This is a genomic window from Klebsiella sp. 28, assembly GCF_018223905.1.
Lineage (GTDB): Bacteria > Pseudomonadota > Gammaproteobacteria > Enterobacterales > Enterobacteriaceae > Klebsiella > Klebsiella pneumoniae.
In genome coordinates this window covers 1-13,284 of the sequence record NZ_JAGRQY010000036.1, presented here as the reverse complement: position 1 = coordinate 13,284, position 13,284 = coordinate 1, and the positions used below count along the sequence as shown (strand labels likewise).

Here is a 13,284-nt window from a genome sequence, read left to right as displayed (position 1 = left end):
TGAAAGGGCACCCCCTGTGGGTGTCCTTCTTTACTGATTCACCCTGACGTCAGGGTTTATATCGATAATATACAGAGGTGAGTATGAAAAAAGTGGTTCTAATGGCGCTGGCTCTCGGCCTTTCACTACCCGCGATGGCGAGTGAAAAAGTGATTGATATGTACAAATCTGAAAACTGTGGCTGTTGTTCCCTGTGGGGCAAAGCGATGGAAAAAGACGGGTTTGAAGTACGAACTCACGTCATGAATGATCAGGCGCTGTCAGCCCTGAAAGAAAAGCATGCTATTCCTGCAGGACTACGAAGTTGTCATACCGCGGTTGCCGGTAATTTGATCATTGAAGGCCATGTGCCTGCGACAACGATACATAAGGCAATGCAGTCTGGTTCGGGTATATACGGTCTCGCCACCCCCGGTATGCCAGCAGGAAGTCCTGGAATGGAGATGGGAGCCCGAAAAGAGGCTTACGATGTTATCGCATTCTCACCGGATGGAAGTAAAAAAGTCTTCCAGCGAATCGAATAGTCAGCGGAACGGCTGATAACGGGACGCCGGTAGCAGGCACTCCTGTGCCGGCGATATTCGTGGTAATCGCATCCATGACATACCCTGAAGACAGAAGATGCTTCGGTATGCATAAGGAGAGTTACTGTGAAAAATGACAATGCAGTGCAACACAACAACCAGACTGCTTCTGAGCAGACATTATCCCCGGACGAGGGCCACGTATTGCATAAGGTGAGAGATCCCGTGTGCGGGATGGCCATCCTGCCCGACAGGGCGCACAGCAGCATTCGATACCAGGACCACCAACTTTATTTCTGCTCCGCCAGCTGTGAGAGTAAATTTAAAGCCCATCCCGATCGTTATCTTACCGAAGATGCCAGTGAACATTCCCATCACCATCACCACGATCATCACGAAGTCAGCCCTGATCAGATAAAACAGCCTCACAACCAGGCGGAAAAAGAGAATTCTGAAGGTGTGTGGACATGTCCGATGCACCCGGAGATACGCCGCAGTGGTCCCGGAAGCTGTCCTGTCTGTGGAATGGCACTGGAGCCGCTCGTAGCTACGGCATCCACGGGGCCGAGTGATGAACTTCACGACATGACAAGACGCTTCTGGCTGGGGTTGTTGCTGGCGTTTCCGGTTCTGGTACTCGAAATGGGATCTCATCTGTTTCCCGACTTGAGGAATACAGTACCGCCACAGTACAACACATGGCTGCAGTTGCTTCTGGCCTCCCCTGTCGTGTTGTGGTGTGGCTGGCCATTCTTCGCCCGGGCCGGAATGTCGTTACGTAACCGCTCCCTGAATATGTTTACCCTTGTTGCAATGGGGACCGGCGTAGCCTGGGTTTACAGCGTCATTGCAACCGTCTTCCCCTCCTGGTTTCCTGCATCGTTCAGAAACATGGATGGCCTGGTGGCCGTTTATTTTGAAGCCGCAGCAGTTATTACGGTGCTTGTTCTGCTGGGACAGGTTCTTGAGCTGCGGGCACGGGAACAAACCTCAGGCGCCATTACTGCGCTTCTGAACCTTGCCCCCAAAACCGCCAGACGGCTGGATCATGACGGTCATGAAACGGATATTAATGCGGAAGATGTCCTGCCTGGCGATAAGCTCCGCATCAGACCTGGAGAGAGTATTCCGGTCGACGGTATCGTGATCGAAGGCAAAACAACCGTTGATGAATCGATGGTGACCGGGGAGTCTATGCCGGTTACCAAAACGAAGGGTGACCCTGTCATTGGGGGGACGATTAATCAGACAGGTAGTCTTATCATCCGTGCAGAGAAAGTCGGTGATGAAACGATGCTCTCACGAATTGTTCAGATGGTCGCTGATGCACAGCGTTCGCGTGCCCCCATCCAGAGAATGGCAGACAGCGTTTCAGGCTGGTTTGTTCCTCTGGTGATACTTATCGCGGTTGTTGCTTTCTTGATCTGGTCTGTCTGGGGGCCCGAGCCCAGGATGGCGCACGGTCTCATTGCGGCTGTGTCGGTCCTGATTATTGCCTGTCCCTGCGCGCTGGGACTGGCCACGCCGATGTCGATAATGGTGGGGGTGGGCAAAGGCGCCCAGGCCGGGGTGTTAATCAAGAATGCCGAAGCCCTTGAGCGTCTTGAAAAAGTGGACACGCTGGTTGTCGACAAAACAGGCACGCTCACGGAAGGTTCGCCTACGGTGACAGGGATTATCAGTCTCAGTCCGGGTGGGGAAATATCTCTTTTACGTGTAACAGCTGCAGTGGAAAAAGGTTCGCAGCATCCGTTGGGTATGGCTGTTGTCAGAGCCGCGCATGAAAAGGGGATCGTGATACCTGCCGTCAGTAATTTCAATGCCCCGTCGGGGAAAGGTGTCTCAGGCGATGTCGAAGGTCAACGGGTTGTTATTGGTAATGAACTGGCTATGCAGGAAAACAGTATCGTTATTGATAATCAAAAGGCCGTTGCGGATACGTTGCGGATGGAAGGCGCTACCGTTATCTATGTGGCCACAGACGGGAACCTTGCAGGCCTGATAGCTATCTCGGATCCCGTGAAAGCAACCACGCCGGATGCGCTTAAAGCTTTGCGTCAGGCGGGGATCCGCATTGTTATGCTCACCGGGGATAACCAGCTTACTGCTGAAGCAGTCGCACGGAAACTGGGAATAGATGAGGTTGAAGCCGGGATTCTGCCGGATGGCAAAAAAGCAGTGATAACCCGACTGAAAGCGTCTGGCCATGTGGTTGCGATGGCCGGAGACGGTGTGAATGATGCCCCGGCGCTGGCAGCGGCTGACGTGGGTATAGCCATGGGAACGGGTACAGATGTGGCAATAGAAAGTGCTGGCGTTACCCTTCTCAAAGGCGATTTGATGATACTCAACAGGGCCCGTCATCTGTCAGAAATCACCATGAAAAATATCCGGCAGAATCTGTTTTTTGCGTTTATCTACAATGCTCTTGGGGTGCCTGTAGCTGCAGGTCTGCTTTATCCTGTGTATGGAATACTGCTGTCGCCAGTTATTGCGGCGGCGGCTATGGCCCTTTCCTCCGTTAGCGTCATTGCAAATGCGTTGCGTCTGAAAAGTGTCAGGCTCGGGAAATAACCCTGAATGAAGGGTCTGTTACTAACAGAAGGAGTCCGGTATGAAAAGTACCACCTATGCGCTTATTGCTGTCGCCGCGATTGCGGCATTTGCCCTCCTGCGCGAACACTGGTCACATGTGGCAGGTTACTGGCCATATCTGTTATTGCTGGTCTGCCCGCTAATGCATCTTTTCCACGGCCACGGAGGGCATGGAGATCATCAACATCAAGGAAGTGAAAACGATAAAAAAAATTAATCCGGCAGACGGGGCCGCGTCGCGGCCCCGTTATCAGTCCAGGTATCGTTCGTAGTCTCTGGCATGCGCAAAGGCATGCTGTTCAAGTTTGTTATCAGCGGGTGCCGCTGCCCGGAACGCCAGTGAGTTAACAGGATTGTTATTGATGACCAGCTCGTAATGCAGATGAGGACCGGATGAACGTCCGCTGTTACCGGATAACGCAATAGCGTCTCCCCGGGTAACCCTGGCCCCTTTAGTAACGAGTATTTTATTGAGGTGGAGATAGCGAGTTTTAACACCGGCTTTTCCCGTTACTTCAACAAAATATCCCATGGTACTGTTGTATTCGGCCCGGGTGATTTTTCCGTCGATGACGCTGACTATTTTCGTGTTCATGGGCATGGAATAATCAATGCCATTATGGGGACTCACTTTTCCCGATACCGGGTTAAGTCTTGCAGGATTGAAAGGCGAACTGAGTCTTGCTGTGGCCGGTAACGGATAATCGAGACTGCCTTTCCCGGAAGTATCGGAAAGGTTATAGAACTTTTTATCTGATATACGATACGCCGTGTAATTAAATGAACCGGACGTAAATTTATAGGCCACGACACGTGATTTTCCCGCTTTCTTTTGCAGTACGAGTTTTAATGATTCATTTTTTTTCAAATGCCGCAGATTAAACCGGGAAGGCAAGGAGCGCTGAAGAGTAGCGATCTCGTTCGATTCCAGCCCCGAGCGGGTGGCTGAAAGGTAGGCATTTTCTTTTACGACATCGGTAGAATACATTTACTGGAATTCGCCGTTAGCATGAACACTGCGGCGTATGCTAGGGGTTTTCAGGAGGCGTGTCATCTGTCAGTTAATCGGGAGCACCGTTGATGGTCGTCATTTTTGTAACATATCTTGTTTCCCGTTTGCTCCTGAAGCTCTGGGAACTGTATGACCAGCCCGACGGTGATGATTAACGGGACTGAAACAGGTTACGGCAGAGCAATATGGGGCTCATGTCCTGCTACGTAACCCGTCAGTAAAGCCCTGCTGCGCACCTGACGCTAAGCACTAACCCGCCTGCAGTTACCTGGTCGAATACAGCCCGCGAAGCTTTCTTGCCTGCGTCTGATGTGCTTCCGCACCGGCATTATTGACCTGCTCATGCACGAGAGCGGCTTTTTCTCCGGCATTCAGTTCGTTAAAAGAAGAAGACGAGGTCTTTGAATTTGCATCACTGCCGGACAGCATTTTTTTATGTTCCTCAATCATTTTCTGATGCGCATAGGACGCGCTGTTGTTCATAAATGAATGAGCAACAATGGCCCTTTCATGTTCATTCATTTCAGAGAATGAGGGCGTGTTGTTTTTATTAACCCTGTCCGGTAAGTTTTCATGCGTCGAGGAGTTCACATGACTGACGGCTGAGGCATTATTAACAAATCGATGTGCTTCATGGGCAATATCACTGGACTGAGCAAAAGCTGCCCCACAAAATAAAGCTGTAAACGCAGTGGTCGTGATTAATATATTCATGTGTAATTACCTTCTGAGGTACATAAAAGATGTCCTTATGATCATATATAAAAAAATCAACCTGTGGAGAAGATGACGTAAATGTAATACAGCCACGTACATTACACGATTGTAATGAATTTGTTTCTTAAGGTGTGCTAGATTCATTTCATTGTAAGTGGATGAACCAGTAATTTAATTTAAATCGGTTCTCGAATTCTGTCAGTAACCATACTTTAAATAAGGGAATGCGCATGCTGTTGAAAACGTCTCGACGAACTTTCCTGAAGGGGTTAACCCTCTCTGGCGTAGCCGGAAGTCTTGGCGTATGGAGTTTCAATGCGCGTTCCAGTCTGAGCCTGCCAGTTGCCGCATCCCTGCAGGGTACTCAGTTTGACCTGACCATTGGTGAAACGGCCGTCAATATCACGGGCAGTGAGCGTCAGGCCAAAACAATCAATGGAGGCCTGCCGGGGCCCGTTCTTCGCTGGAAAGAAGGTGACACCATTACCCTGAAGGTCAAAAACCGTCTTAATGAACAGACGTCCATTCACTGGCACGGCATTATTCTTCCGGCCAATATGGATGGTGTTCCGGGGCTGAGTTTTATGGGCATAGAGCCTGATGATACCTACGTTTACACCTTTAAGGTTAAGCAGAACGGGACTTACTGGTACCACAGCCATTCCGGTCTGCAGGAACAGGAGGGGGTATACGGTGCCATTATCATCGATGCCAGGGAGCCAGAACCGTTTGCTTACGATCGTGAGCATGTGGTCATGTTGTCTGACTGGACCGATGAAAATCCTCACAGCCTGCTGAAAAAATTAAAAAAACAGTCGGATTACTACAATTTCAATAAACCAACCGTTGGCTCTTTTTTCCGCGACGTGAATACCAGGGGGCTGTCAGCCACCATTGCCGATCGGAAAATGTGGGCTGAAATGAAAATGAATCCGACTGACCTCGCGGATGTCAGTGGCTACACCTACACCTATCTCATGAACGGGCAGGCCCCGCTGAAAAACTGGACCGGACTGTTCCGTCCCGGTGAAAAGATACGCTTACGGTTTATCAACGGCTCGGCAATGACCTATTTCGATATCCGTATCCCCGGGCTGAAAATGACGGTCGTGGCTGCAGATGGCCAGTATGTAAACCCGGTTACCGTTGACGAATTCAGGATTGCCGTTGCCGAAACCTATGATGTCATTGTGGAGCCTCAGGGTGAGGCCTATACCATCTTCGCACAATCCATGGACAGGACCGGTTACGCTCGAGGGACACTGGCCACGAGAGAAGGGTTAAGTGCTGCCGTTCCCCCCCTCGATCCCCGTCCTCTGTTGACCATGGAAGATATGGGTATGGGGGGAATGGGACATGATATGGCAGGAATGGACCACAGCCAGATGGGAGGCATGGATAACAGCGGAGAGATGATGTCTATGGACGGTGCTGACCTTCCGGATAGCGGGACATCCTCCGCGCCCATGGATCACAGCAGCATGGCCGGTATGGATCATTCCCGGATGGCCGGAATGCCGGGTATGCAAAGTCATCCTGCGTCAGAAACGGATAACCCACTGGTTGATATGCAGGCGATGAGCGTCTCTCCGAAATTAAATGATCCGGGTATTGGTCTTCGAAATAACGGAAGAAAGGTTCTCACGTACGCGGATTTGAAAAGCCGCTTTGAGGATCCTGACGGACGTGAACCTGGCCGTACCATAGAACTGCATTTAACCGGCCACATGGAAAAGTTTGCCTGGTCATTTAACGGAATCAAGTTTTCAGATGCCGCACCGGTGCTGCTGAAATACGGTGAGCGGCTCAGGATCACGCTGATCAACGATACCATGATGACTCACCCCATTCACCTGCATGGTATGTGGAGCGATCTGGAAGATGAAAACGGTAATTTCATGGTTCGTAAACACACAATAGATGTTCCCCCTGGTACAAAACGCAGTTACAGAGTGACAGCAGATGCGCTTGGCCGCTGGGCGTATCACTGCCATTTGCTCTATCACATGGAAATGGGAATGTTTCGTGAAGTCCGGGTGGAGGAATGATGCGAATGAAGAGAAATTTGAAGGCCATACCTGTTCTGGTCGCCGGTTTGTTTACCTCACAGCTTTCTATTGCGGCGGGCTCCGTCTCTGCAGATCCCCACGCCGGGCACGACATGTCTGCCATGCAGATGCCAGCAGATGAGAATTTCACTGAGATGACGTCAATGGAGCCCATTGTAACTGAGAGCAGAACGCCAATTCCGCCTGTTACCGATGCCGACCGGAAGGCTGCATTCGGCAATTTACAGGGGCATGCGATTCACGACAGTGCGATTAATTATCTGGTTCTGCTGGATCAACTGGAATGGCAACGGTCGGATAACACCAACAATTTCAGCTGGAGTGTTAACAGCTGGATTGGAGGCGACACAGATCGGATTTGGCTAAAGAGTGAAGGTGAACGAAGCAATGGGGAAACGGAGGCGGCTGAAGCGCAGTTACTCTGGGGACATGCGGTTGGCCCATGGTGGGATTTGGTTGCGGGTGTCAGGCAGGATTTCAGACCTGCTTCTGCCCGGACCTGGGCTGCTGTCGGTTTTCAGGGGCTGGCACTCTATAATTTTGAGTCTGAAATTACGGGTTTTGTCAGTAATGGCGGAAAAGCAGCCCTTCGTCTGGGAGGAGAATACGACGTTTTACTGACTAACCGGCTCATACTCCAGCCATCCTATGAGGTGAATTTCTACAGTCAGGATGATGAATCGCGGGGTCGCGGCAGGGGACTGACTGACACAGAGCTGGGGCTCCGGCTGCGCTATGAAATACGCCGTGAGTTTGCACCCTATATAGGCGTTTCCTGGAATCAACTTTACGGGAAAACATCCGATATGGCGAAAAGAGAAGGTGAGAAAGACCATCAGGTAGTATTCCTGGCGGGAGCCAGAATCTGGTTTTAACGCACTGATATAAAACACTCAACTAAACAGGTAAATGAAATGTCGATTTTAAATAAAGTCATTCTTACAGGTGGCCTCGTTATGGGCGTTGCTTTCTCTGCTATGGCCCATCCGGAATTAAAAAGCTCTGTGCCACAGGCTGATTCAGCCGTAGCGGCCCCGGAAAAGATTCAGCTTAATTTCTCGGAAAATCTGACCGTGAAATTCTCAGGTGCAAAATTAACGATGACGGGTATGAAAGGCATGTCATCACATTCTCCGATGCCGGTCGCGGCAAAAGTGGCGCCAGGCGCTGACCCTAAATCGATGGTCATTATTCCGCGAGAGCCTTTACCCGCTGGCACTTATCGTGTTGACTGGCGCGCGGTTTCTTCAGATACGCACCCTATTACCGGTAATTACACCTTTACAGTGAAGTAATATTATGAACGACCTGATTATGATTGTTATTCGTTTTCTTCTTTATCTGGATTTGATGGTAATATTTGGATTGCCATTTTTTCAGATATATGGAATAAGCGGTGTCAGACATGAAACCTATAACCTGACTAATTTCAGGTCGTTTATAACCTTTGCTGTTGTTACAGGCATCATTCTTACTGGCATTAATATGCTCCTGGTATCTAATGCCATGAGTGGAGTAACTGACCTCAGAGAATTATCCATCCATGTTATCGAGATGGTGATAGAAGAAACTGATGTGGGTATTAGCTGGATTGTCAGGCTCTGTGCCCTGTTTACCACACTCGGTGCTTTGTTCCTTTACACTAATAAGAGAGTATTGTCCTGCCTGCTGATGACGATGAGTGGGGGCGTGGCGCTGGCTACACTTGCCTGGGGAGGACACGCCGTTATGCATGACGGTCTGCATTACTATCTCCATTTACTGAGCGATCTGACCCATCTCGGCGCTGCAGGTGCCTGGACAGGTGCTCTGGTTGCATTTGCTATCCTGCTGATGCGCAGAAACGAGCATAATGCACAGAGCGTCATTGTGATATCTGACTCCCTGGCAAAATTTGCCACGGCAGGAACGGTGATTGTTGTAGCCCTGATCCTGAGTGCGCTGGTCAACTATCTGTATATTGCTGAGGGTAACTTAACTCCCTTATTCAACAGTTCCTGGGGGAGGATATTGCTTGCCAAGACGGCTCTGTTTGTTCTGATGCTTCTTCTGGCTGCAGCAAACCGGTTTCACCTGGGTCCCCGGCTTGAAGTTATGGTCAGGGAAGGGAATTATGATCGCAGCGTTGCCCTGATGCGAAACAGCATCCTGACAGAATTCGTTGTTGCGATTATCATTCTGGGCGCCGTAGCGTGGCTTGGAATGCTTGCTCCGTCTCAGATCAGCTAGGGGACAGCCAAAGCTCATGCGTGAGATTTTTACTTTCATATCAGCGAGTTGACCATGCAGCGTATTTTAATCGTTGAAGACGAACAAAAAACAGGTCGTTACCTGCAGCAGGGACTGGTTGAGGAAGGCTATCAGGCCGATCTCTTTAATAATGGCCGCGATGGTCTCGGGGCCGCGTCGAAGGGACAGTATGATTTGATAATACTGGACGTGATGCTGCCTTTCCTCGACGGGTGGCAAATCATCAGCGCACTGAGGGAGTCCGGGCACGAAGAACCGGTCCTGTTTTTAACCGCAAAGGACAACGTGCGGGACAAAGTGAAAGGACTGGAGCTTGGCGCAGATGACTACCTGATTAAGCCCTTTGATTTTACGGAGCTGGTTGCACGTGTAAGAACCCTACTGCGCCGGGCACGCTCGCAGGCCGCAACAGTCTGCACCATCGCCGATATGACCGTTGATATGGTGCGCCGGACCGTGATCCGTTCGGGGAAGAAGATCCATCTCACCGGTAAAGAATACGTTCTGCTTGAGTTGCTGCTGCAACGCACCGGAGAAGTGTTACCCAGGAGTCTTATCTCGTCCCTGGTCTGGAACATGAATTTTGACAGTGATACGAATGTGATTGATGTCGCCGTGAGACGTCTGAGAAGTAAAATTGATGATGACTTTGAGCCAAAACTGATCCATACCGTTCGCGGTGCCGGATATGTCCTGGAGATCAGAGAAGAGTGAGGTTCAAAATTTCCCTGACCACACGCCTGAGCCTGATTTTTTCTGCGGTGATGCTTACGGTATGGTGGTTATCAAGTTTTATCCTGATTAGCACCCTGAATGGCTATTTCGATAATCAGGACCGCGATTTTCTGACAGGTAAACTTCAGCTCACCGAAGAGTTTCTTAAAACAGAGACGTTCAGGAACAAAACGGATATTAAGTCATTATCAGAAAAAATAAACGATGCGATGGTGGGGCACAATGGCTTATTCATTTCTATAAAAAACATGGAAAATGAAAAAATTGTTGAACTCTATGCCAAAAATTCTGTTGTTCCAGCGGTCCTGCTTAATAAGTCGGGTGATATTCTCGACTATATGATCCAGACGGAAGAAAATAACACCGTGTACCGCAGTATCTCGCGGCGGGTTGCCGTGACGCCGGAACAGGGTAAAAGCAAACATGTCATCATTACGGTTGCCACGGATACTGGGTATCACACCCTGTTTATGGACAAACTCAGTACCTGGCTGTTCTGGTTCAATATCGGTCTGGTCTTTATTTCTGTTTTTCTGGGCTGGCTGACCACACGTATTGGTCTGAAACCGCTACGGGAAATGACCAGTCTGGCTTCCTCCATGACCGTACACAGCCTGGATCAGCGTCTAAATCCCGATCTGGCTCCGCCGGAAATCTCTGAGACCATGCAGGAGTTCAATAATATGTTTGATCGCCTGGAGGGGGCATTCCGGAAACTGTCAGATTTCTCGTCTGACATCGCGCATGAGCTGCGCACACCAGTCAGTAATCTGATGATGCAGACGCAGTTTGCACTGGCTAAGGAAAGGGATGTTTCGCATTACCGCGAAATTTTATTCGCTAACCTGGAAGAACTGAAAAGGTTGTCACGAATGACCAGTGACATGCTTTTTCTGGCACGTTCAGAGCATGGTCTGCTGCGGCTGGATAAACATGATGTGGATCTGGCAGCCGAACTGAATGAATTACGTGAGTTGTTCGAGCCCCTGGCAGACGAAACAGGAAAGACAATCACGGTTGAAGGAGAGGGCGTTGTTGCCGGAGACAGCGATATGCTCCGACGTGCTTTCAGTAACCTGCTTTCCAATGCAATCAAGTATTCTCCCGATAACACCTGTACAGCGATACACCTTGAGCGTGACAGTGACTGTGTGAACGTGATGATTACGAATACGATGTCCGGCCAGGTTCCCGCTAATCTGGAACGTTTGTTTGACCGGTTCTATCGCGCAGACTCATCAAGGTTCTACAACACGGAAGGCGCGGGGCTGGGATTATCAATTACAAGGTCGATCATTCATGCTCACGGCGGCGAGCTGTCAGCAGAACAGCAGGGGCGGGAAATTGTGTTCAGTGTGCGTCTGTTAATGGATTAATACCGTTATTCAGGAGAAACCCGGAAGGTGACAAAAATGTCATCGTTCAGTCACGCGATAAACAGAGGCGGTTTTTTATAATCAGCCATAAATCAGGACAGCGTGATAATTCAATCGCCCGGTTCCTGGCGTGATGATCAACCAGCCCTGAGATCAAATGCTTTCTCTGTTATAAGCATTGATTGTTCGGGTATGAAAACACCGGAGACCCAACCATGAAAAAGATCCTTGTATCCTTTATTGCCATGATGGCTGTCGCTTCATCTGCCTGGGCTGCAGAGACAATGAACATGCATGACCAGGTAAATAATGCCCAGGCGCCTGCCCATCAGATGCAATCATCCGCTGAAAAAAGTGCAGTTCAGGGGGAGAGCATGAAAATGATGGATATGAGCGGTCACGATCAGGCCGCAATGTCCCATGAAATGATGCAAAACGGCAATTCTGCCGCCCATCAGGACATGGCTGAAATGCATAAAAAAATGATGAAAGCCAAACCTGAGAACACCCAAGAAACTGCTAAGCCATTTTCCGAAATGAGCGAGCATGAGAAAGCCGCTGTTGTGCATGAGAAGGCGAATAATGGCCAGTCTTCCGTTATTCATCAGCAACAGGCGGAAAAGCATCGCAGCCAGATCACCCAGAATTAACCCGCAGCTCCACTTGTCAGACCCTCATTTGACGCCGAAGTCACTGGCTTACGCTCCCGTCCGGGAGCGTTTTTTTTATAAGCGAAATGAATAATAATGAAAGAGTCCATACACAATGTTTTTTTTGGTCATGTCGACCTCACAATTAACTTATATTGTTTGAGAATCCTGTTCCCCGGTCATCTCCAGGGTGCATGTCGCGCCGTATCCTGAGACTGGCTGAGAATACGAATGACCGTAACCATAGAATGTGATGATACAAAATAGATCGTATGCCGGTTCTACCGGCAGTGTGCAGATATCGTCTCCCAGCTCTGCACAATGCGTGCCGATATCATGCATGGCCAGCACATCAAATACTGCAGCTATACGACCGATCTATGCATCCACCTGAACAACCCCGATCTGTCTGAAGCTGTAGTCCCAGATGGCCTCCAGATCCTCTTCTGCTTTGGGTGTCAGCTCAATCTCTTTCATTTGCCACCCTGGCCCTGACATTCCTCAGGAATGCATTCTTGTTCCATGGTTTCGCCTCGCCGCTGCTGATCCCTTCGGCCAGCAGATCGCGCAGTTCCTGAAGTCTGGATTCAGCCTGCTTTTCATGCAGCTCATCACCCACGTCCACCGTCATCGTACGAGCCATAACCCCTCCATATCTTAATGTAAGATTTATTCTTACATCATTAAATCAGCTTACTACGCTGCTTCCATCTCCGGCATTTTTTCAAAACAGCCCTGCTGCAGTCTGGAGATCCGACTTAGCCAGAAACCGGATCTGCGCGGCGGGAAACGCGCAAAGGATATGATAATTAAACCAAAAACATAAAATCATACTGAATGTGATATTTAGCATTAAACACTAACAATATTTGATATGATATTTGAATTATTAGTAAGAAATCATACATGATATGATTTTTAACCTAACCGGACATGTTCAGACGGAGCGAGCAGGATGGATGAGAAAGAAGTGAATTTTTCACTCAGCTATGAGCAGCTGACCCGGATAGCGGAAGAGCGTATCCGTGAATGCAATCTGGACAGCCAGGGCGCGATTTACATCAGCGAGTCAGCCAAGGCCGGTGCCGTGCTGAGCTATTGGTATGAACTGGCCATAAATGGCTATGCCTCAGTGAATGCCATAAAGAGACAAGAGCTCATAGACGCCGATCACCTGCGCCTCAGACAACTCATCTGGCCGGAGGCGGACAAGCAATGACTCAGGCGCGCCGACCATCGCCGCTGCAGCGGCGGGTGCTGATTGTGCTGGCCGCCCTCGATGCGAAACGGCCGGGCCCGGTGGCGACGCGGGATATCGAGCGGGTGCTGGAGCAGGGCGGGGACGCCCCGGTGTAC

15 protein-coding genes and 1 pseudogene are annotated in these 13,284 nt (G+C 49.8%); 11 read left to right on the top strand and 5 right to left on the bottom strand.

What is annotated here, in order from left to right:
• Positions 1-83 precede the first annotated feature (83 nt).
• From KHQ28_RS07110 to KHQ28_RS07100, 3 genes are all read left to right on the top strand, one after another.
• Positions 84-524 carry a DUF411 domain-containing protein gene (locus tag KHQ28_RS07110; RefSeq protein WP_000758228.1) on the top strand — a complete coding sequence of 147 codons (441 nt, stop codon included), beginning with the start codon at positions 84-86 and terminating at the stop codon, positions 522-524.
• 126 nt (positions 525-650) lie between these two features.
• A complete protein-coding gene (gene silP / locus KHQ28_RS07105; RefSeq protein ID WP_004098955.1) occupies positions 651-3,098 on the top strand; it encodes an Ag(+)-translocating P-type ATPase SilP in 2,448 nt (815 codons plus the stop codon).
• Positions 3,099-3,138: 40 nt separating this feature from the next.
• Positions 3,139-3,336 carry a DUF2933 domain-containing protein gene (locus KHQ28_RS07100; RefSeq protein ID WP_000843497.1) on the top strand — a complete coding sequence of 66 codons (198 nt, stop codon included), beginning with the start codon at positions 3,139-3,141 and terminating at the stop codon, positions 3,334-3,336.
• A 33-nt stretch (positions 3,337-3,369) separates the two neighbouring features.
• On the opposite strand, the gene KHQ28_RS07095 is transcribed toward KHQ28_RS07100, so the two are convergent.
• The gene (locus KHQ28_RS07095; protein ID WP_004118669.1) at positions 3,370-4,107 is read right to left on the bottom strand and encodes a peptidoglycan DD-metalloendopeptidase family protein; all 738 of its coding nucleotides are present in this window, start codon (positions 4,105-4,107) and stop codon (positions 3,370-3,372) included.
• 288 nt (positions 4,108-4,395) lie between these two features.
• Entirely contained in the window at positions 4,396-4,845 is a 450-nt protein-coding gene (locus KHQ28_RS07090; RefSeq protein ID WP_001023257.1) for a copper resistance protein, read from the bottom strand.
• A 233-nt stretch (positions 4,846-5,078) separates the two neighbouring features.
• On the opposite strand from KHQ28_RS07090, the gene pcoA reads away from it, so the two are divergent.
• The 7 genes from pcoA (at position 5,079) to KHQ28_RS07055 (ending at position 11,928) form a co-directional block, all read left to right on the top strand.
• A complete protein-coding gene (pcoA, locus tag KHQ28_RS07085; protein WP_000925242.1) occupies positions 5,079-6,896 on the top strand; it encodes a multicopper oxidase PcoA in 1,818 nt (605 codons plus the stop codon).
• Positions 6,897-6,901: 5 nt separating this feature from the next.
• Positions 6,902-7,792 (top strand): copper resistance outer membrane transporter PcoB, encoded by an 891-nt coding sequence (pcoB, locus tag KHQ28_RS07080; RefSeq protein WP_001378118.1) that lies wholly within the window; start codon positions 6,902-6,904, stop codon positions 7,790-7,792.
• A 39-nt stretch (positions 7,793-7,831) separates the two neighbouring features.
• Complete coding sequence (gene pcoC / locus KHQ28_RS07075) at positions 7,832-8,212, top strand: copper resistance system metallochaperone PcoC (protein ID WP_001549790.1); 381 nt, start codon at positions 7,832-7,834, stop codon at positions 8,210-8,212.
• A gap of 55 nt (positions 8,213-8,267) precedes the next feature.
• On the top strand, positions 8,268-9,146 hold the full coding sequence (gene pcoD, locus KHQ28_RS07070) for a copper resistance inner membrane protein PcoD (protein ID WP_080821469.1): 879 nt from the start codon (positions 8,268-8,270) through the stop codon (positions 9,144-9,146).
• A gap of 54 nt (positions 9,147-9,200) precedes the next feature.
• Complete coding sequence (gene pcoR / locus KHQ28_RS07065; RefSeq protein ID WP_001188930.1) at positions 9,201-9,881, top strand: copper response regulator transcription factor PcoR; 681 nt, start codon at positions 9,201-9,203, stop codon at positions 9,879-9,881.
• The gene (gene pcoS / locus KHQ28_RS07060; RefSeq protein ID WP_002436614.1) at positions 9,878-11,278 is read left to right on the top strand and encodes a copper resistance membrane spanning protein PcoS; all 1,401 of its coding nucleotides are present in this window, start codon (positions 9,878-9,880) and stop codon (positions 11,276-11,278) included. The genes pcoR and pcoS overlap by 4 nt, the downstream gene beginning before the upstream one ends.
• A 215-nt stretch (positions 11,279-11,493) precedes the next feature.
• Positions 11,494-11,928, top strand: coding sequence for a hypothetical protein (locus tag KHQ28_RS07055; RefSeq protein WP_004118347.1), 435 nt, complete (start codon positions 11,494-11,496; stop codon positions 11,926-11,928).
• 179 nt (positions 11,929-12,107) lie between these two features.
• On the opposite strand, the pseudogene KHQ28_RS29120 reads toward KHQ28_RS07055, so the two are convergent.
• The 3 genes and pseudogenes from KHQ28_RS29120 to KHQ28_RS07045 all read right to left on the bottom strand — a co-directional run bounded on the left by KHQ28_RS29120 (position 12,108) and on the right by KHQ28_RS07045 (position 12,571).
• Positions 12,108-12,270 (bottom strand): annotated as a pseudogene (locus KHQ28_RS29120) (type II toxin-antitoxin system RelE/ParE family toxin).
• A 36-nt stretch (positions 12,271-12,306) separates the two neighbouring features.
• A complete protein-coding gene (locus tag KHQ28_RS07050) occupies positions 12,307-12,426 on the bottom strand; it encodes a type II toxin-antitoxin system RelE/ParE family toxin (RefSeq protein WP_020323820.1) in 120 nt (39 codons plus the stop codon).
• Positions 12,392-12,571, bottom strand: coding sequence for a type II toxin-antitoxin system ParD family antitoxin (locus tag KHQ28_RS07045; protein WP_004118349.1), 180 nt, complete (start codon positions 12,569-12,571; stop codon positions 12,392-12,394). Before KHQ28_RS07045 ends, KHQ28_RS07050 begins: the two co-directional genes overlap by 35 nt.
• A 312-nt stretch (positions 12,572-12,883) precedes the next feature.
• On the opposite strand from KHQ28_RS07045, the gene KHQ28_RS07040 reads away from it, so the two are divergent.
• Positions 12,884-13,147 (top strand): hypothetical protein, encoded by a 264-nt coding sequence (locus KHQ28_RS07040; RefSeq protein WP_009310051.1) that lies wholly within the window; start codon positions 12,884-12,886, stop codon positions 13,145-13,147.
• Positions 13,148-13,284 lie beyond the last annotated feature (137 nt).